The organism is Streptomyces sp. NPDC086519 (genome assembly GCF_040686075.1).
In the GTDB taxonomy this organism is placed as follows: Bacteria; Actinomycetota; Actinomycetes; order Streptomycetales; family Streptomycetaceae; genus Streptomyces; species Streptomyces shenzhenensis.
In genome coordinates, this window is record NZ_JBFBJL010000002.1 from 119,041 (window position 1) to 136,928 (window position 17,888).

At 73.6% G+C, this 17,888-nt stretch carries 15 protein-coding genes and 1 tRNA gene; 2 read left to right on the top strand and 14 right to left on the bottom strand.

Annotation, left to right across the window (positions count from 1 at the left end; all coding sequences use genetic code 11):
* Window positions 1-477: 477 nt before the first annotated feature.
* Window positions 478-828 carry a hypothetical protein gene (locus AB0P24_RS02770; RefSeq protein WP_365790347.1) on the top strand — a complete coding sequence of 117 codons (351 nt, stop codon included), beginning with the start codon at window positions 478-480 and terminating at the stop codon, window positions 826-828.
* A 296-nt stretch (window positions 829-1,124) separates the two neighbouring features.
* Here the strand turns inward: AB0P24_RS02770 and AB0P24_RS02775 are convergent, their stop codons facing one another.
* The 6 genes from AB0P24_RS02775 to AB0P24_RS02800 form a co-directional block, all read right to left on the bottom strand.
* A complete protein-coding gene (locus AB0P24_RS02775) occupies window positions 1,125-1,616 on the bottom strand; it encodes a tetratricopeptide repeat protein (protein WP_365790349.1) in 492 nt (163 codons plus the stop codon).
* 211 nt (window positions 1,617-1,827) lie between these two features.
* Entirely contained in the window at window positions 1,828-2,187 is a 360-nt protein-coding gene (locus AB0P24_RS02780; RefSeq protein ID WP_365790351.1) for a hypothetical protein, read from the bottom strand.
* 24 nt (window positions 2,188-2,211) lie between these two features.
* Window positions 2,212-3,579 (bottom strand): Cys-Gln thioester bond-forming surface protein, encoded by a 1,368-nt coding sequence (locus AB0P24_RS02785; protein ID WP_365790666.1) that lies wholly within the window; start codon window positions 3,577-3,579, stop codon window positions 2,212-2,214.
* 368 nt (window positions 3,580-3,947) lie between these two features.
* On the bottom strand, window positions 3,948-4,427 hold the full coding sequence (locus AB0P24_RS02790) for a single-stranded DNA-binding protein (RefSeq protein ID WP_365790667.1): 480 nt from the start codon (window positions 4,425-4,427) through the stop codon (window positions 3,948-3,950).
* Window positions 4,428-4,940: 513 nt separating this feature from the next.
* Entirely contained in the window at window positions 4,941-7,052 is a 2,112-nt protein-coding gene (locus tag AB0P24_RS02795; RefSeq protein ID WP_365790353.1) for a YfjP family GTPase, read from the bottom strand.
* 3 nt (window positions 7,053-7,055) lie between these two features.
* Entirely contained in the window at window positions 7,056-8,663 is a 1,608-nt protein-coding gene (locus tag AB0P24_RS02800; protein ID WP_365790355.1) for a dynamin family protein, read from the bottom strand.
* A gap of 321 nt (window positions 8,664-8,984) precedes the next feature.
* Here AB0P24_RS02800 and AB0P24_RS02805 point away from each other — a divergent pair.
* Window positions 8,985-9,060, top strand: a tRNA-Arg gene (locus tag AB0P24_RS02805).
* An 822-nt stretch (window positions 9,061-9,882) separates the two neighbouring features.
* Here the strand turns inward: AB0P24_RS02805 and AB0P24_RS02810 are convergent.
* From AB0P24_RS02810 to AB0P24_RS02845, 8 genes are all read right to left on the bottom strand, one after another.
* Window positions 9,883-10,194 (bottom strand): acyl carrier protein, encoded by a 312-nt coding sequence (locus tag AB0P24_RS02810; RefSeq protein ID WP_365790357.1) that lies wholly within the window; start codon window positions 10,192-10,194, stop codon window positions 9,883-9,885.
* Window positions 10,195-10,198: 4 nt separating this feature from the next.
* A complete protein-coding gene (locus AB0P24_RS02815; RefSeq protein ID WP_365790359.1) occupies window positions 10,199-10,774 on the bottom strand; it encodes a nuclear transport factor 2 family protein in 576 nt (191 codons plus the stop codon).
* Window positions 10,775-10,881: 107 nt separating this feature from the next.
* On the bottom strand, window positions 10,882-11,136 hold the full coding sequence (locus AB0P24_RS02820) for an acyl-CoA carboxylase subunit epsilon (protein WP_365790361.1): 255 nt from the start codon (window positions 11,134-11,136) through the stop codon (window positions 10,882-10,884).
* Complete coding sequence (locus AB0P24_RS02825) at window positions 11,133-12,644, bottom strand: acyl-CoA carboxylase subunit beta (RefSeq protein ID WP_365790668.1); 1,512 nt, start codon at window positions 12,642-12,644, stop codon at window positions 11,133-11,135. The genes AB0P24_RS02820 and AB0P24_RS02825 overlap by 4 nt, the downstream gene beginning before the upstream one ends.
* Before the next feature lie 103 nt (window positions 12,645-12,747).
* The gene (locus AB0P24_RS02830; protein ID WP_365790363.1) at window positions 12,748-13,578 is read right to left on the bottom strand and encodes a 4'-phosphopantetheinyl transferase superfamily protein; all 831 of its coding nucleotides are present in this window, start codon (window positions 13,576-13,578) and stop codon (window positions 12,748-12,750) included.
* Window positions 13,579-13,586: 8 nt separating this feature from the next.
* Entirely contained in the window at window positions 13,587-14,039 is a 453-nt protein-coding gene (locus AB0P24_RS02835; RefSeq protein ID WP_365790365.1) for an acyl carrier protein, read from the bottom strand.
* Window positions 14,040-14,041: 2 nt separating this feature from the next.
* Entirely contained in the window at window positions 14,042-15,619 is a 1,578-nt protein-coding gene (locus tag AB0P24_RS02840; RefSeq protein ID WP_365790367.1) for an MFS transporter, read from the bottom strand.
* A 4-nt stretch (window positions 15,620-15,623) separates the two neighbouring features.
* Complete coding sequence (locus tag AB0P24_RS02845) at window positions 15,624-17,888, bottom strand: SDR family oxidoreductase (RefSeq protein WP_365790369.1); 2,265 nt, start codon at window positions 17,886-17,888, stop codon at window positions 15,624-15,626.

Genomic DNA, 17,888 nt, shown 5'->3' on the forward strand with positions numbered 1-17,888 from the left:
GGGAGCCTCGGACGGCCCAGGGACGGCCCAGGATCCAGCCGACTCGTGGGCCAGGTGACGGGGCCTGTTCGATATCGTCGGAAGTCGGGAACCACCAGACGAACAATCTTGAAAACCGCCGTGGCGCGAGCCACCGTGGGTTCAGATCCCACACCCACCGGGGGACGTTTACGACCCCTGCCCCAGGCGAGACGGTCGGGGGCCGTCGGCGTGTGCGCCTGCCGTGGGGCACAGCCGCCGGCCGGGGACGGCCAGGGCTACTCGTCGCCCCGCTCGCTTCGCCCGTCGACCGAGCGGGTGTGCGGGCCGCACCGACCCGCCGTGGTGTACTCGGCTCCGCCGACATCGAGCCGCCGCCGTAACCACTCCGGCAGTGGGGTTGGGTGATCAGGGCGCTGAGGTCGGGGGCTCCGGCCTTCAGTGCGGTCGGCATTGCTGTCTCGTCCGCATCGGACCCCAGAAGGAGGCATCCGCACCATGACGGGCACTGAGCCCTTTGGCCTGCTGCACGTGTTGATCGTCTACGAGCGCCCTTCGGCGCACCGGGTGGTCTGCCACGCCCGCAGCGTCAGTCTGGAGCGGGGGGTCTTCCTCGGCGATTCGGTGCTCCCGGTGGACAGCCCACCGGGAGCCGTGATGACCCCGGCCCGGGTGGTCCGGATGCACCGGCAGCCGGTCGGGGAGTTCACCGAGTTGCCCCCTGTCTGGAGTGCTGTCGTCGAGCTCGAGGGTCCGCACCTGTCCTGGGTGCAGCTTGAGGCGAAGCTCCGGACGGTCCCGCCGGCAACCGGCACGGAGCAGCGGCAGGCCGGCTCTGCGAAACCGTAGCCGGGAACGGCGCTCCGCGGGTGCGCGATCACGCCGTGGCCTGGGATTGCCTGCCTCGGGCGGCGCGGGGCGGCACGTACACCTCGCTGCGTCACCAGGACTCGGCTTGCAGGAACAGCGTGGTCACCTCCGCGAAGAACCAGACGGAGAACACCAGGCACCCAAGCCACAGCCCCCACCCGACCCAGCGGACCTCTCGTCGTATGCGCATGAGCGGATCATCCCCCGTCCTGGTCCTGGCCTGTCACCGGCCCGGACCTCCCGCCACGCTCGCCCCCTGCGCACACCTCTCCTGCTCAGTGTTCCCCCGCTCCTGGCACAACCCGCGTGTATCCGGCCTCCACTGCGCGGCGGTACCACTCCTGGGCCTCGGCTTTCTCCCCATGCCGGCTCAGCCAATACGCCAGATTCGCCATGGCCGGCGGAGATCCGCAGTCCGCCGCGCGCCGGTAGACCGCGAGGGCGCCATCCTGATCGCCCGCACGATCAAGGGCGAGCGCGAGGTTGAACAGCTGAAGTCCGGCCCTGTGAGGCGCCAACTTGGACAGGTACTGCTGCTCGACATACTCCAGTCCCTCGCGGCGGTAGGCCTTGAGCAGGAGGTTCGTCGCGCTCCTGGTACCCGGCGTGGTGGAGAACCAGGCAAGTGGCAAACCAGTGAAGACCGCCAGAACCGCGATCGTCCATGACGCCCAGGCCGGTGCGCCCGTCACTGAATGACTCCACCCCGTGACGGCTCCGAGGACGAGCACCACCGGAACCCCCGCCGAGACCGCGAAGAGCAGCACGAGCGAACGTCTGCTCCACCCGTAACTCACTTCATAAGGTGAGCACGTCGAGCATCGCGCGACAAGGGCCCAGTCGCTCCCGAGGCCGCCGGAGCCGCAGTCAGAGGACCATCGATCGGCCGGGCGACTCGGCGACACGCCGGTTCTGGTCCGATGCGTGCGCGGGCCGGACGACGGTCGCGGCACATCGGGCCAGGGTGGCGGAGAGCTCCTAGACGGAGGGCTTGTGCAGGGCCTTGTGCAGGAGCAGGGCGGTCACTGCCACCGCTCCCACCGCTCCGGCTGATCGGAAGGCGCGGGTGGAGCGCCAGGACAGGGTGGACCAGCGGGAGTTGGCCGAGAGCACGGAGCCCGTGCTCAGCCAGGAACCGGCCGAGACGAGGGACAGGGCCGAGCCGATCGACCCTGCCGACAGGGCGCTGCCGATCGAGCCGACGGAGAGGGCCGAGCCCACCGAGCCGATGGAGAGCACGGAGCCCACCGAGCCGATCGACAGTACCGAGTCGTGCGACCACAGGGACAGGACGGAGTCCGAGGACGACGACGTGCGGGGTGCGGGTGAGGTGGTCATGCCGTCATGGTGCCCGTCCGGGAGTCAGTCCGTCTGCTGGTTCTCGCGCCGGCGCAGGATCACCAGGACCGCGCCGCCGATCACCACCAGGCCGATGGCCACGCCCGTGATCACGCCGGTCGCGGAGTCGCCGCCGGTCGCGGCCAGGTTGACGTCGGCCCCGGCGCCGCCGACCGAGGCGGGGCTGGGCTCGCTGAGGGTCTGGGTGGTGAGGCCGGCGTCGGTGCCCTGGGTCTTGCAGTCGAGGACGCCGGTGAAGCGGCGTTCGAGGCCGTTCGCGCCGGTGATCGTGAAGTCGTAGGCCTGGTCCTCCTGGAGCGGGATGGTCACCGTGCGCGAGGTGCCGGCGGGGATGGCGTACTCGGTGCTCACCAGCTCGAAGGTGAACGGCTTGTCCCCGGTGTTGGCCGCGGTGATGTCCACGCCGCCCCGGGCGCAGTCCTTCTCGGCCGACAGTGCCGGTATCGACCCCTGGCCCGCCCAGGTCGCGTTCGCGGTCGCGGCGACCGTCGACTCGCTGGAGCCGGCCAGGATCTGCGTCTGGCTGCGGCTGTCGGAGGTGAAGGCGCGGCCGACGGGCACCGTCGTCGACGCCTGGACGGTCAGTTCGGCCGAGCCGTCCGCGGCGTCGTCCGGGACCTTGAAGTACAGCTTGCCGCCGTCCTGGGCGGTGGTGACCGGCTTGCCGGTCTTGTCGGTGATCCGTACGCCGCTCAGCGCCGCGTCGGACGGCGGTATCACGGTGACCGTGCGCGCGTTGGTGTGGACCGTCACCGGGCCGAGCAGGCCGCCCGGCCGGCCGGAGACGGCCGCCGGGGAGAGGGTCAGCGAGGCCTGCGGTTCGTTCTGGCCGCGGGCGTTCCTCTCCAGGTAGTCGGCCAGCTTCTCGGCCTGCGGGTCGACGGCGTCGACGTCCGCCCCGTCCGAGTAGCGCCAGATCGCCACCTGGGTGCCGGCCGCCGCGTCCTGCTCGGTGAGGCTGCCGACCCCGGCCTTGCGGGCCAGCGCCGCGAGATCGTTGACCTGCGGGTAGGAGTTCTGCAGGATCCAGCGGATGTCGCCGGCGTTCTTGTTGGCGCCGAGCGAGGTGCCGCTCCACGCGGTCTCGCGGTATTTGGCGTCCCGCTGGGCGGGGTTGTGGAGGTCGACGCAGTACGTCTGGAGCGTGCCGCCGCCGTCCACGGACATCTCGAACAGGCCCGCGGCCACCTGCTCGTCGCCGCCGTCGCCGTGGACCACGGCCTCGCCGTAGGTCTTCAGCCCGCCCATGGTCGCCGTCGCCCCGCTCTGGCTCGCGGCGGTCCCGTCGTCGGCCGCGGCCCGGCCGGCGCCGGTCAGCGCGACGGCGGCCACCAGCCCGGACACCAGGGTCGCGGCGGCGAGGCGGGCCATGCCTCTCGCGGCCACGGCGGTGCCGTAGTGCCTGGTGGACGCGCGGGGCGCCGAAGGACCAGAGAACGCAGCGAGCACAGAATTCCCCTTCGAGCAGGACCCGTTGGACGCGGGGGGGGGATGGTCCCACCAGCAGAATCAGCGGCCCCGGGGGCCACGCCCGGCATCCTATGGATCAGCCGGACCGGCCTTTCCCGGTGAGATGGTCCGATGAGCGATCCGATCCGCAATCGTTATCGCGGGAGCCTCGGTGAGCGTGGCTTGTCGGCAAATCCACCCGGTCACCGCGGTCGTGGCGGCGGGCGCCGCGCAGCGCATTCGCCGATAAGCCGTCAAGGGCGGTCAGTGCGGGGGTGGTTCACGTCACATCAGGTCACCGCCGCCGGTTCCGGTTGCGCCTGTGCGGACGTGTCGGGGGACTCCGCCGGTGTCTCCCAGTTCGGTTCCGGGCTCGGTGGCGCCGGTGCCGGTGCGGGTGTCGTCGTGTCGGGCTTGCCGGTGCGCCGGAAGGCCGTCGTGCCGCGGGCCAGGTCGTGCCCGATCGAGACCGCGTCGATGTCGGCGGAGGCCCACTGCTGCCCCTCCCGGGTCTCGGTGCGCACCTTCAGCCGCCCCTGCACGACGACCGGGTCGCCGACCGCCAGCGAGGTCGCCGCGTTGGTGGCGAGCTGCCGGTTGGCCCACACCGTGAAGAAGTTGGTGTGGCCGTCCGTCCAGGCGTTCTTCTCACGGTCCCAGTAGCGCGAGGTCACCGCCAGCCGGAACCGCGCCGACGGTCCCGCCGCCAGCTCCCGGAACACCGGCTGCGTCGCCACGTTGCCCACCGCGCAGACCATCGTCTCGTTCATCACGAACCCCTCCCTCGCCCGGCCGCCGTGGCCGGGCGGATCCGCGTACGGGTCCGTCCCGTACGGCTGTGTCCACCGCGGCGACCGCGTGCAGGGGATGCGTTCGCGTTCGCGTTCGCGTTCGCGTTCGCGTTCTCGCTCGCGTTCGCGTTCTCGCTCGCCGAACGTGTCCGTGTGCGCCCGCATCCGTCCGAGCACATCGGGGGTGCATTCGCGCGCATCCTCGTACATCGGGGTGCAGCCCATGTGCGTCGTGATCGCCGTGGGACCAGACTGCCGCCGCCGGCCCGGGTCCGCCGGGCGCTGTGGACCACCGCCGACCTGTGGAAAACTCCACCGCCCGGACGGGTGACCCGCGCCCCCGGCCCCGGCCCCGGCCGGAGCCTCACCTCACCCCGGCCCGTCCGCGTCCCCCGGCCCCGATCCGTTCGCGTCCCCCGGCCCCGGCGCCGCCCGCGACACCCGATCCCGGCCGGCCTCGCCCGCGGCACCTCACTCCGGCGCCCGCCCGCGTCACCTCACTCCGGCGCCCGCCCGTGTCACCCTCCCGTACTGCTCCCGCACCTCCTGGTAGCGCAGCAGCTCCGCCGCCACCGGGTCCAGGACCCGGGCCCGTCCGCAGCCGGCCGCCGCCTCCCGGAGCCGGCGCTCGGCCTCCAGGCCGTACCGGCGGGCCGGTCCGCGGGCGGCGATCCGGCAGCCCCACTCGACCAGCGGTCCGCCGACGATCCCGGCGATCATCAACAGCACCGGAACGCCCAGGTTGGGCGCCATCACCCCGGCGATCTGCCCGACCAGCCACAGCCCGCCGAGCACCTGGAGGAGCGTCATGGCGGCCTGGGTGAGCACCGCCACCGGCCACCAGCCCGGCCGCGGTGGCCGCCCCGGCGGCAGCCCGGCCCGTGCGGCCAGCTCGTCGAGCGCCTCCGAAAGGCCCTGCGAGCCGCGTACGGCCGCCTCGCGCACCGCCTGCGCCCAGGGCGCGGGCAGCCCGGCCGAGGCCCGCTCGGAGACCGTGCGCACCGCCTGCTCGACGCGCTGCCGCGCCGTGGCCTCCTCCTCCGGCTGGGCCTTCCGCAGGCGCCCGGTGGGCGGCTCGCCGCGCTTCTGGTACCAGCGCCACAGCCGCAGCCAGGGCGTGCCGCAGGCCCGGTTGGCGTTGCGCCGCCAGGCCCGTTCGGCGGCCTCGCCGGCGGCGGTGGCGCCGACCGCGTCCGCGAGCCGCGCCGCGAACTCGTCGCGCGCCTCCTCGCTGAGCTCGGCGCGCCGCCCGGTGGCGTAGACCGGGCGCAGCCGGGCCGCGGCGGCGTCCAGGTCGGCGGCGACACGGCGCGCCGCCGCGCCCCGCTCGGACACGAACTGGCCGAGCACATCGCGCAGTTCGCCGACGCCGTCGCCGGTGAGCGCGGACAGCGCGAGCACGGTCGCGCCCGGGTCGCCGTACTCGCCGAGCGCGATGCCGTCGTCGTCGAGCAGCCGGCGCAGATCGTCCAGGACCTGGTCCCTGGCCTCGCCGGGCAGCCGGTCGGTCTGGTTGAGGACGATGAACATGACCTCGGCGTGGCCGGCCATGGGCCGCAGATAGCGCTCGTGGAGGACCGCGTCGGCGTACTTCTCGGGGTCGACGACCCAGATCACCGCGTCGACCAGTTTCAGGATCCGGTCGACCTGTTCGCGGTGCTGGACGGCGGCCGAGTCGTGGTCGGGCAGGTCGATCAGGATCAGGCCGCGCAGTTGCTCGTCCGCCTCCGGGTTGTGCACGGGGCGGCGGCGCAGCCGGCCGGGGATGCCGAGCCGGTCGATGAGGGCCGCGCTGCCGTCGCTCCAGCTGCACGCGATGGGCGCGGCGGTGGTGGGCCGTCGCACCCCGGTCTCCGAGATGGCGACTCCGGCGAGCGCGTTGAACAGCTGGGACTTGCCGCTGCCGGTGGCGCCGGCGAGGGCGACGACGGTGTGCTGGCCGGAGAGCCGGCGCCGGGTGGCCGCCTCGTCCAGGACCCGGCCGGCCTCGGCGAGGGTGTTGCTGTCGAGGCGGGTGCGGGAGAGGCCGACCAGTTCGCGCAGTGCGTCGAGGCGGGAGCGCAGGGGGCCGTCGTACGCGAGCGGGGCGGGGGGCGGGGCGCCGGGGCCGCGGGGCTCCAGGACGGGGACGGCGGCTTTGGCGGTCTCGGTGACGCGGCGGGCGATGAGGCCGTCGTCCCACGCGTCGTCGGCGGCCGGATCGTCGGCGGCGGGCGGGCCGTCGTCGGCCGGCTCCCGTTGTTGGTCCCGCACGCGCGCGTGCGGGACGTTCTCGGTTCCGGCGGCGGCCTCGGCCGCCTCGGGAGCCTGCGGAGATCCGATGGCTTCGGCGGCTCGCGGGCGCTCGGTGGCTCTGCCGGCGCCCGCGGACGCGTGGGGCCCCTTGGGCCCCTTGGGCTCCCCCTCGGTCCCGTCCCGTTGCTGGGCGCCGTCCGGGACACGTTCCCGTCCGGACTCCCGTACGGACTCCCGTCCGGCGTCCGGTGCGGAGTCCGCCGCGGTCGGGCCGGTCTCGACGTCGCTGGCGTGGTCACCGGTGTAGTCACTGGTGTGATCCATGCGTTCCATGTGATCCGTGTGGTCGTGGTCAGTGACGGCGGTCACCGGTCACCTCTCCTTCTGCAGGACGGACAGGGCGGCGATGAGTTCGGACTGGGGTTCGGGGTGCACATCGAGGGCGTCCAGCGGGGCGAGGCGGCGCTCGCGCGCGGCGTACAGGACGCGGTCCACGTGCTCGGTGAGCAGCCGTCCCGCCCGGTCACGCAGCCGCAGCGCGCCATGGGCGCCGATGCGCTCGGCGAGCCGCTCCCCCGCCGCCCTGGTACGCCGTCCGCCGAGCAGCGCGGTGGCCACCAGGGCGGCGACGGCCTCGGAGTCCGGGGCGACGCCGCGGTCGAGTTCGCGCACCTCGTCCTCGGCGTACTCCTCCAGCTCGCGCCGCCAGCGCCGGACGGCGAGGCCGATGCGGTGCTCGGCGCTCTCCAGGGAGGGGTCGCGGTCGGCGAGGCCGGGGGCGGCGGAGGCCGGCTCGCGGCGCCAGGCGTCGTCGACGCGTTCGTCGGCGGCGGTGACGGCGCACAGCAGCAGGGCGGCGAGGCTCTCTGCCAGGGCGTCCAGGAGTTCACCGGCGGTGCAGTCCAGGGGGTAGGCGCGCCAGCGCTTGAGGGCGTCGCCGGCGAGGACGGCTCCGCTCTGCAGGCGTCCTCGCACGCGCGCGTGCTCGCTGTCGTACGCCGTGTCGACGGCGGAGGTCAGGCGCAGCGTGGCGGCGTACTGGGCGGCGGCGGCGCCGGCCAGCTCGGGCAGGCGGGCCTTGAGGGAGTCGAGGAGGCCGTGGGCGGTGCGGGCCAGGGTGTGGCTGCGGGCGCCGGGGTCCTGGGCCTGGTGGAGGAGCCAGGCGCGCAGCGGGGCGACCGCGGTGGCCGGGAGCAGCCCGCCGCCCCAGGCCGACTCGGGCAGCTCGGGCACCGTGAACCGGGGTACGTCGCCGAGTCCGGCCTTGGTGAGGAGGGCGCCGTACTGCCGGGAGACCTCGGAGACGACCGTGTGCGGGACCCGGTCGAGGACGGTCACCAAGGCGGCGTTGTACTCCTTGGCGGTGCGCAGCAGGTACCAGGGGACGGCGTCGGCGTAGCGGGCTGCCGTGGTCACCATCACCCAGACGTCGGCGGCGCAGATGAGTTCTGCGGCGAGGACGCGGTTGTCGACGACCAGGGAGTCGATGTCCGGGGCGTCGAGCAGGGCGAGGCCGCGGGGGATGCTCTCCGCGGTCTCCACGCGCAGCACGCGCGCGGGGTTCTCGCCGGGGAGGAGGAGGTCGTCGCGGGGCTCCTGGTGCGGTACCCACTCGCGAGTGAGGTCGGGCAGCACGCGCATGCCGCTGAACCAGTGATGGTCCTCCGGATGGCAGACCAGGACCGGCGTGCGGGTGGTCGGCCGCAGCACGCCCGCCTCGCTGACCCGGCGGCCCACGAGTGAGTTGACGAGGGTCGACTTGCCCGCGCCCGTGGAGCCGCCCACGACGGCCAGAAGTGGCGCTTCGGGCTCTCTGAGGCGGGGCACCAGATAGTCGTCGAGCTGTGCGAGGAGTTCGTCGCGGTTGGCACGCGCGCGTGGAGCCCCCGCCAGGGGCAGCGGGAAGCGTGCGGCAGCGACACGGTCGCGCAGGGCGGAGAGTGTGTCGAGCAGCTGAGGCCGTACGTCCAAGGTCACCACATGCGAAGAATGCCCAATTTTAGGGGAATTCTGAAGCATATAGACATGTCTGCGCGCCGACAGGACACAACGGACGGAAGGGGCGACCGGGACGGAGGCACAGTCCAGGCATAACGAGTGCACAACACCCGGTGCGCCAGGCGCCAAAAGCGATGCACGATTCGTACCTGCCTGCGATTATCAGGACCGCTTCACCGAACCTCCACATTGAGCCACGGAGGCGAAGCAACAGGGACACGGATCAGCAAGTCCTATCCTTGTCCCCGGCAACGTCACGGACCCGCCCCCACCAGGGCAGTACGTACGAGGCCAGCACAACCGGCCCCCGTAGCTCAGTGGATAGAGCAGGCGCCTTCTAAGCGCTTGGCCGCAGGTTCGAGTCCTGCCGGGGGCGCCACTGACAGCAGGTCGGATTGGCCACTTTTCCGCAGGCCATACCGCGTCCGGCCGGTACCGATTCACAGCATGCCCCGCCTCGGCCGGGGGTGCGGGAGTCCGGCTGACTCCGGCTGAAACCGGCTCCTACGAGGAGCCGCCCCCGCATGCTCGGCGCGCGTCGGGAAACGGGCAATGGGGCGCGGGGGCGTGACGCGGACGTCTCGGGCGGCGGCCAGGACGCGCAGCCCGGGTTCGAGGGCGGCGTGGCGAAGGTGTGGCTCGACGGTAAGGCCGAGGCGACCCTCAGCGACTCGGCCGCCCAGATAGGCGCCCGCGGCGCTCGCCACCAGGAAGGTGGAACCGTCCTACGACGACGGCGCCCCCTGGACCACGGCCCGCCTCAGCGGCCGGGGCAACGGCAAGGTCGCCGTCCCCCTGAGGGCCCCCGCGCCGGCGCGGTACGTCACGCTGCGCGTCCGGGCCGCCGGCAGCCGGCAGCCGCGGCAACTTTGTCACCCGGACGGTGGGGCGCGCGGCGGGCGTCGCCGGATGATCCACCGGTGACGTCGTGAGAACAGCGCACGCGCGCTGAGCGAGTCCGTGGCCGCGGCCCCTGACCGGGCGCCACGGCCACGTCGGCGTCCCGCCATCCCCGTCTCCGCCCCCGCGGGGGCAGCGTCACAGATTCCAGCCGATGGGCGCAGGAAGTGACAGCAAGCGCCCCGACGGCTTTCACTCGCGAACGGCCGCGAGTACTCGGGCGACAACGTTGTCTCCGTCGCCGGGTGCCCGAGGCCACCGGTGGGACCGGGCCCGGCCACCGGTGGCGCCGTCCCGGGGCTCAGCTGCGGTCGACCAACTCGCTCAGGGTCGCGGCCAGTTCGCCGACCGACTGCTCGCGCAGCAGATGGTGGGCCGGTACCGGGATGTTCAGGGCCGCCTCCAGGGTGCGCTGGAGGGTCAGCGCGGTGAGGGAGTCGATGCCCTGGGTGTAGAGGGGGCGGTTGCGGGCGATGCGGTGGGCCGGGGGGATGTCCAGGTGTCGGGCGAGGTTCTGGCAGAGGAACGTCTCGAATGCCTGCCGTCGGTCGTCGCCGGAGGTGTCGCGCAGGGCGCCCAGGTTCAGCGCGGTGGTGGCTGGTATGCCTGACACGGTCTCATCGTCCTTTCGGGTGGCGTGGTCGGGGCTGGGAACTGCGCAGTTCGCGGGGGTCGGGGCCGGGGCGGGGGCCGGCGCCGTCGGACCACAGCAGCCGGAACCGCCAGCGGTGCAGCCGCCAGCCGTCCGGGGTGCGGACCGCCTCGCCCTCGCTGTAGCCGCCGATGTCGAAGCGGCCGTCCGGGTCCGGGCCGTCCTCGTGGTGCACATGGGACGCGATGAGGTGGACGCGGACGCGGGCGGTGTCCCCGGACACGTGGATGCCGTAGTTGGCGGCCAGGTGGTGGGTGCGGGCGAAGCGGGACTTGCGGTCGTGGTGGAAGGCGGCGGCCTGGTCCCGGCCCTCGACGGCGCCGACCGGGAACTCCAGGCGGCAGTCCGGGGTGAAGACCGTGACCGGCCAGGTGGGGTCGAAGCCGTGGTCGTCCTGGGTGTCGAGCAGGGTGATGTAGCGGTCGATCAGTTCGGCGACCGCCGCACGGTCGGCGAGAGCCCCGAACTCGACCCGCAGAGAGTCGAGTTCGGAGCGCAGGGCGGAGAGCGTGTCGGTGCGGTCGAGGGGCGGGGAGGTCATGGGGTCCGTGACTCCGATTCGGTCGGGGATTCGGTCGAGGGGGCCGGCCACGCCGTCTGGCCGCCGGTCAGCCGCACGGCGGCTGGTAAAGCCGTGCGCGCCGCCGGTCAGGCCGCGCGGCTGCCGGTGACGCGCCAGCCTCGGGGGTCGCGGTGGGTCGCCAGGCGTTCCGGGCGGCGCCAGGCGGCCACCGGGCGGGGCTCCAGGGGGCAGGGGTCCACCGCGGCGAGGGCGGCCGCGCGGGCGAGCAGGACGGTGGTGAGGGCGGCGAGCTCGGCGGCGCTCGCCTGCCCCTTCACGACCCTGATGACCAGGGCACCGTCCGCGCCGCCCGGGGCCTTCACGCTCTCCGGCGCGCTCACTGCGGCGGGTTGCCGTGCTTGCGGCACGGCAGGTCGGCCTGCTTGCTGCGGAGCATCGCGAGGGCGCGGATCAGGGTGGAGCGGGTCTCGCGCGGGTCGATGACGTCGTCGATCAGGCCCCGCTCGGCCGCGTAGTAGGGGTGCATCAGCTCCGCCTGGTACTCCTTGATCTTCTGCGCGCGGGTGGACTCGGGGTCGTCCGCGGCGGCGATCTCCCGGCGGAAGATGACGTTCGCCGCGCCCTCGGCGCCCATCACGGCGATCTCGTTGGACGGCCAGGCCAGGGCGAGGTCGGTGCCGATGGACCGGGAGTCCATGACGATGTAGGCGCCGCCGTAGGCCTTGCGCAGCACGAGGGAGATCCGCGGCACGGTGGCGTTGCAGTACGCGTAGAGCAGCTTGGCGCCGCGCCGGATGATGCCGTTGTGCTCCTGGTCCACGCCCGGCAGGAAGCCCGGTACGTCGATCAGGGTGACCAGCGGGATGTTGAAGGCGTCGCAGAACTGCACGAACCGCGCCGCCTTTTCGCTGGCGTCGATGTCCAGGACCCCGGCGAACGAGGCGGGCTGGCTGGCGACGAGGCCGACCACGTCGCCGTCCAGCCGGGACAGCGCGCACACCACGTTGGTGGCCCAGCCGGGCTGGATCTCGAAGTAGTCGCCGTCGTCGACGATCTCCTCGATGACGGCCCGGATGTCGTAGACCCGCCCGGGGTCGTCCGGGACCAGTTCCACCACCCGGTCGGTGCGCCGGTCGGCCGGGTCGGCGGTCACCGAACGGGGCGGCAGGTCACGGTTGTTGGACGGCAGCAGCGACAGCAGGTGCCGCACGTCCTCCAGGCAGCTGCGCACGTCGTCGTAGGCGAAGTGGGCCACGCCCGAGGCACCGGCGTGGACGTCGGCGCCGCCGAGGTCGTTCTGGGTGATCTCCTCGCCGGTCACCGCCTTCACCACGTCGGGGCCGGTGATGAACATCTGGGAGATGTCCCGCACCATGAAGACGAAGTCGGTCAGGGCGGGCGAGTAGGCGGCGCCGCCCGCGCACGGCCCGAGCATCACGCTGATCTGCGGGATGACACCGGACGCCTTGGTGTTGCGCTGGAAGATGCCGCCGTAGCCGGCGAGGGCGGAGACGCCCTCCTGGATCCGGGCGCCGGCGCCGTCGTTGAGGGACACCAGGGGCGCACCCGCCGCGATGGCCATGTCCATGATCTTGTGGATCTTCTGGGCATGGGCCTCGCCGAGGGCGCCGCCGAAGATGCGGAAGTCGTGCGCGTAGACGAAGACGGTACGGCCGTGGACCGTGCCCCAGCCGGTGATCACGCCGTCGGTGTACGGCCGCTTCTTCTCCAGGCCGAAGCCGGTGGCGCGGTGCCGGCGGAGCATCTCGACCTCGTTGAACGACCCCTCATCGAGCAGGAGTTCGATACGTTCGTACGCGGTGAGCTTGCCCTTGGCGTGCTGGCGCTCGGTGGCGAGCGGATCACCGTGCCGGGCGGCCTCCTTCATCAGGCCGAGTTCCTCGATGCGCTCGGCGGCGGTCCACTGGCCGCGGTGCTCACGGTCGTGCAGGCTCGGGCGGTCGGTCTGCTGTTCGAGTGACATTGGCGGGTCACGCTCCCCAGTCGGATACTCGGGTGGTCACGCCCACGGGCACGCCCACCGTCCCGTCGGCGTCCAGGTCGACCGTCTCGCCCGCGTACAGCGCGGTCGGCGGCACCCAGCGCACGGTGACCTGGTCGGGCGCCCCGCCGCGCACCGCGACGGCCGCGTTGTGCCGCGGCCCGGACGGCAGGTCGAGGAGCGTCCAGCCGGCCGGCCTGCGGTCCGGGTCGGCGCCCAGGTAGTCGTGGCCGGGGTCGCGGGAGAGCCCGGTGCCGAGTGCCTTGAGGTAGGCCTCCTTGCGGGTCCACAGCCGCCCGAAGGCCGCGCGCCGCTCCCCGGCGTCGCCGAGCGCGGCCAGTTCCGCCTGCTCCCCCGGGTGCAGTGCCGGGGTGCAGACCTCGACGGTCTCGGCGCGCGGGAGTCGCTCCACGTCGGCGCCGACGACCGTACGCGAGACGGCGACCACGGCCATGCCGTGGCTGTGCGCGAGGGAGAAGTGCAGCGGCGGGTCGGGGTGGGCGACCGCCGGCCGGCCGTGCGGCTCGGCGCAGCCCGGGCAGGGCTCCCGCACGAACGGCACGTCCTGCGGGGGCAGCCCCAGGTAGGCGCCGAGCAGCCGGCGCAGGGCGACATGCGCGGAGGCGTACGTCACCCCGTCCGCGGGCCGGACGAAGGACGCGGTCCGCCGGCGCTCGGGTTCGCTCAGCTCGGACAGGTCGAGCAGTTCGGCCGCGGTCTCCAGGGCGGCCCGGCGGACCAGCCAGACGTCCAGGTGCCCGGCCGCGGGCAGTGCCGGCCCGGCGGCGAGGGTGGCCGTCCCGAACTCCAGGACCGGCATCTGCCCGATCACCTCGGGCTCGGCACGTGCGTGACCAGGTGGTGCTCGTCCCGGCCGGCGTGCTTGTGCGGGCTGTCCTCCGGGCCGAGCTGTCCGGCGAGGCAGTCGACCAGTTCGGCGGCGCTGTTGGCGCGCAGCAGCCGGTTCAGGTTGACGTCGACGCGGAGCGAGGCCTCCATCCGGCGCTGGAGTTCCAGGCCGGTGATGGACCCGATGCCCAGGCTGTTCATCGGGCGGCCCACGGTGTCGATGCTCTCCGGGGCCACCCGCAGCACCCGGGCGAGTTCGCCGCGGACGTACGCGTCGATGAGCCGGGTGCGTTCGGCGAGGCCGACGGAGGCGAGGTGCGTGAGGCTGGGCGGCACCACCTCGACGATCTGGTCGTGCTCGAACTCGTAGTCGAGGTCGTCGAGTTCGTCGTCCAGGTCGTCGAAGACCCAGGTCTGGGTTGTCTGGTCCATGGTCATTCCCCGTGGTGGAGTGAGGAGGGTGGGGGTGGGGTGCGGATCAGGCCGGTGAGGCCGACGAGCAGGCCCAGGAAGCCGAGGGCGGCGACCAGGGTCAGCGCCGGCCGGCAGGCGGCGGCCGCGGCGGCCGGACCCGCGCCGGGCGTCGGCGCGTGGGCGGCGAGCAGGGCGGCGACGAGCGCGACCGCGAGGAGCGCGGCGAGCTGTACGGCCGTCTGGTACAGGCCGCTGCCGGTGAGCCGGTCGGCGGGGGCGAGGCGGGACATCGCCTGCATGTTGAGTGCGGCGAAGGAGAGCACGAAGGCGGCGCCGATGAGGAGGAGGGTCGGCAGCATCCGGCCCGGGTAGTCCAACGGCCATGCGTGCGGCCGTAGTTGCAGCAGACAGCCCGCGAAGGCACAGGCGGCGCCGGCCGCGATGAGGGGCGGGGCACCGAACCTGGCGACCAGGCGGCCGGCGGCCGGCGCGGTGAGCGCCGGGGGCGCGGCGGCCGGGAGCAGGGCGAGCGCGGTGCGCAGGGGGGACCAGCCGGCGAGGGTCTGGGTCTGGTACGTCAGGACGAACAGGAGGCCCAGGTAGGACCCGTTGAGACAGGCGGCGCCGGCGGCGGAGCGGATGAGGGCGGGGTTGCGGCGCAGCGAGGGGCCGATGGCCAGCAGGGGGTGGGCCGAGCGGTGCTCGATCTGCCAGAAGGCCAGCGCGAAGAGGGCAGCCGTGCAGAGCGGGCCGACGGCTCTCGGGTCGCTCCAGCCGTGGGCCGGGAGTTGGGTGATGCCTTGGACGAGGGCGAGGAGGGCTCCCAGGAAGGTGAGGGCGCCGGGGATGTCGTAACGGCGGGCGGTCGTGGTCCAAGCGCGGCGCCGTGGGGGCTGGTCGCGCCCACGCGGCGGTAGCCGCATATCCGACACAGCCCCGCGCCCCTTTGGGGCGCTCGCAACGCCCGGGCCGGTTCCCTTTGCGGTGCCCGGCGGCTCCCCCGGTATCAGGCGAAGCCCGAGCGCGAACAGCAGGAGCACCACCGGCGCCGGGAAAGCGAAGGCCCAGCGCCAGGACGTCTCTGTCAGCCAGCCGGACAGGACCAGCCCCGCCGTGAAGCCGCCCGCGCCGAACAGGGTGTAGACGGAGACCGCCCGGGAGCGCGGGCGGCCCTCCGGGAAGGTGCTGGTGATGATCGCCAGGCCGGTGGGGGCCGTCAGGGCGGCGCAGAAGCCCTTGAGCAGGCGGGTGGCCAGGAGGAGCCAGGGGTCGTGGGCGAGGGCGCTGAGGGCGGAGGCGGCGGCGAAGGCGAGGAGGGCGGCCAGGTAGACGCGGCGGCGGCCGAGGAGGGTCACCACGCGGGCGCCGAAGAGGAGCAGGCCGCCGAAGCCGGCCGCGAAGCCGGTCATCGCCCACTGGGTGACCGTCGGCGGCTGTCCCAGGTCCGTGCCGATGGCGGGCAGCGCCACCACCGCCACGGACACCTCCAGCGCGTCGATGAGCATGTTGCCGGCGAGGACGAGCAGCAGCCCCCACAGCCGGGGGCCGAACCGCTCGTCCGGGCCGGTCGCGACCGGTGACGGAAGGGTCCTGGTCACCGCGTCACCCGAGGAGCGTGCCGCCGCTCGCGTCGACGAAGGAGCCGGTGACCCAGCGGGCGTCGTCGGAGACGAGGAAGGCGACGACGTCGGCGACGTCCTGTGGCTCGCCGACGCGGTTGAAGGCGGACAGCGCGGACATGGCCTCGACGGCCTCGGGGATGTCGAACAGCGGGTTGCCGTTGCGGGTGATGCCGGGCGCGACGCTGTTGACGGTGATCCCGCGCGGGCCCAGCAACTTGGCGAAGTGGAGGGCCAGTTGTTCGACGGCCCCCTTGCTCATGGCGTAGGCGATCTCGTCGGGGTTGGCGAACCGGGTCAGGCCGGAGGAGATGTTCACGATCCGGCCGCCGTCGGGCATGTTGGCGAGCGCCCGCTGGATGACGAAGAACGGCGCCCTGGCGTTGACGGCGAAGATCCGGTCGAACTGCTCCGGGGTGGTGTCCTCGGCCTTGACGCCGCCCATCACGCCCGCGTTGTTGACCAGGATGTTCAGCTCGGTCTCGCCGGTGCGCTCCTTGAGTCCCGCCTCCAGCGCGAGGAACAGCTCGTGGACGTCACCGGGCGTGCCCAGTTCGGCCCCGACGGCGAACGCCCGCCCGCCGTCCTTCTCGATCCCGGCGACCACCTCGGCGGCGGCCTCCGCGCTGCTGCCGTAGTGCACGGCGACCAGCGCGCCGTCGGCGGCGAGGCGTTCGGCGGTGGCCCGGCCCATGCCCCGGCTGGCGCCGGTGACGAGCGCGGTCTTTCCGGTCAGGTTGCCCATCTTCCTTCTCCTGACGGTCGGTTGTGGTGGGTGGGGGGTGCGCCGGTCGGGTGCGAACCAGCGGGCGAGGGCCGGGAGCAGGCCGTCCGCCCTGTCGCCGGCCCAGGCGACGTATCCGTCCGGTCGTACGAGCACGGCGGCGTGGCCCTCCAGGGGGCCGGTGGGGCGGGTGACGACGGTGTCGACGGACGCCGACCAGCCCTCCGCCGCCGCGGCGAGCGCCGGGTCGGTCACGAGCAGCAACCCGCGGGCCGGGCGGAGCAGTTCGGCCGTGCTCGCTCCCGAGTCGAGCCGCAGCTCGGGCAGCCGCGCGCCGGCCGGTGCGGCCTCGTCGCCCTCGGCGGCCCCGTACCGCACGTCGAGGCCGCTGATCATCCCGGCGAGGTGCGCCCGGACCTTCTCGTACGAGGTGAGTTCGCCGACGACCGAGCGCAGCGACTCCACCTCGGGCCCGCCGAGCAGCAGCCGGGCCTGGGCGCGGATGTTGGACAGGACGCGGCGGCCGACGGCGTGCCGTTCGTCGTGGTAGGTGTCCAGCAGCCCCGCCGGGGCGCGGCCGAGGACGGTGGCCGCGAGCTTCCAGCCGAGGTTCACGGCGTCCTGGAGACCGAGGTTGAGGGCCTGGCCGCCGATCGGCATCTGCTGGTGGGCCGCGTCGCCGGCGAGCAGCACCCGGCCCGCGCGGTAGCGCTCGGCCTGCCGGGAGGCGTCGCCGAAGGAGTTCACCCACAGCGGGGTGCCATGGGCGATGTCCTCGCCGGTGACGTCCCGCCAGGCGGCCACGATGTCGGCGAAGCGGGCCCGCCCGGTGCGCGGCGGGGTGCCGAACCGGTGGACCATCACCCGGGTGACACCGTCGCCGCGCCGGGCGGCGATGGCGAGCCCGTTCGGCAGCCGCTGGAACCGCCGGTTCGGGATGTCGATGCCGTCGACGTCGGCGCGGATCAGCTCCCGTCCGGCGTCGTCGCCGGGGAAGGGGATGCCCGCGAGGCGTCGTACGGCCGACTGCTCGCCGTCGCAGCCGACGACGTACCGGGCGGTGAACTCCCGCCGGACGCCCTGGTGTTCGGCGACGAGCCGGACCTGGTCCGGTTCCTGCGCCAGCTCCAGGACCTCATGGCCCCGCAGCACCCGCGCCCCGAGCCGCGCCGCCCAGGCGCCGAGGAGTTCCTCGGTGCGGGTCTGCGGGACCTTCCACTGCCCGGGGTGGCTGCTGGGCAGGGTGAGGTCGAGGGGGAGGCCGCCGAAGTGGCCGCGGGGCTCGTTCGGCGGCGGCTCGGGGTCGCTGAAACCGCCGGGCCCGTCCAGCAGGCCGCGCTGCCGCAGCAGTTCCATCGTCCGGGCGTGCAGGGTGGACGCCCGGGACTCCGTCGTCGGGGCGGCCAGCCGTTCCAGGACGGTCACGTCGGCGCCGCCGAGGCGCAGCTCCCCGGCGAGCATCAGCCCGACGGGGCCGGCGCCGACCACCAGGACGTGCGTGTCGACCGTGTCGGCACCGGCCAT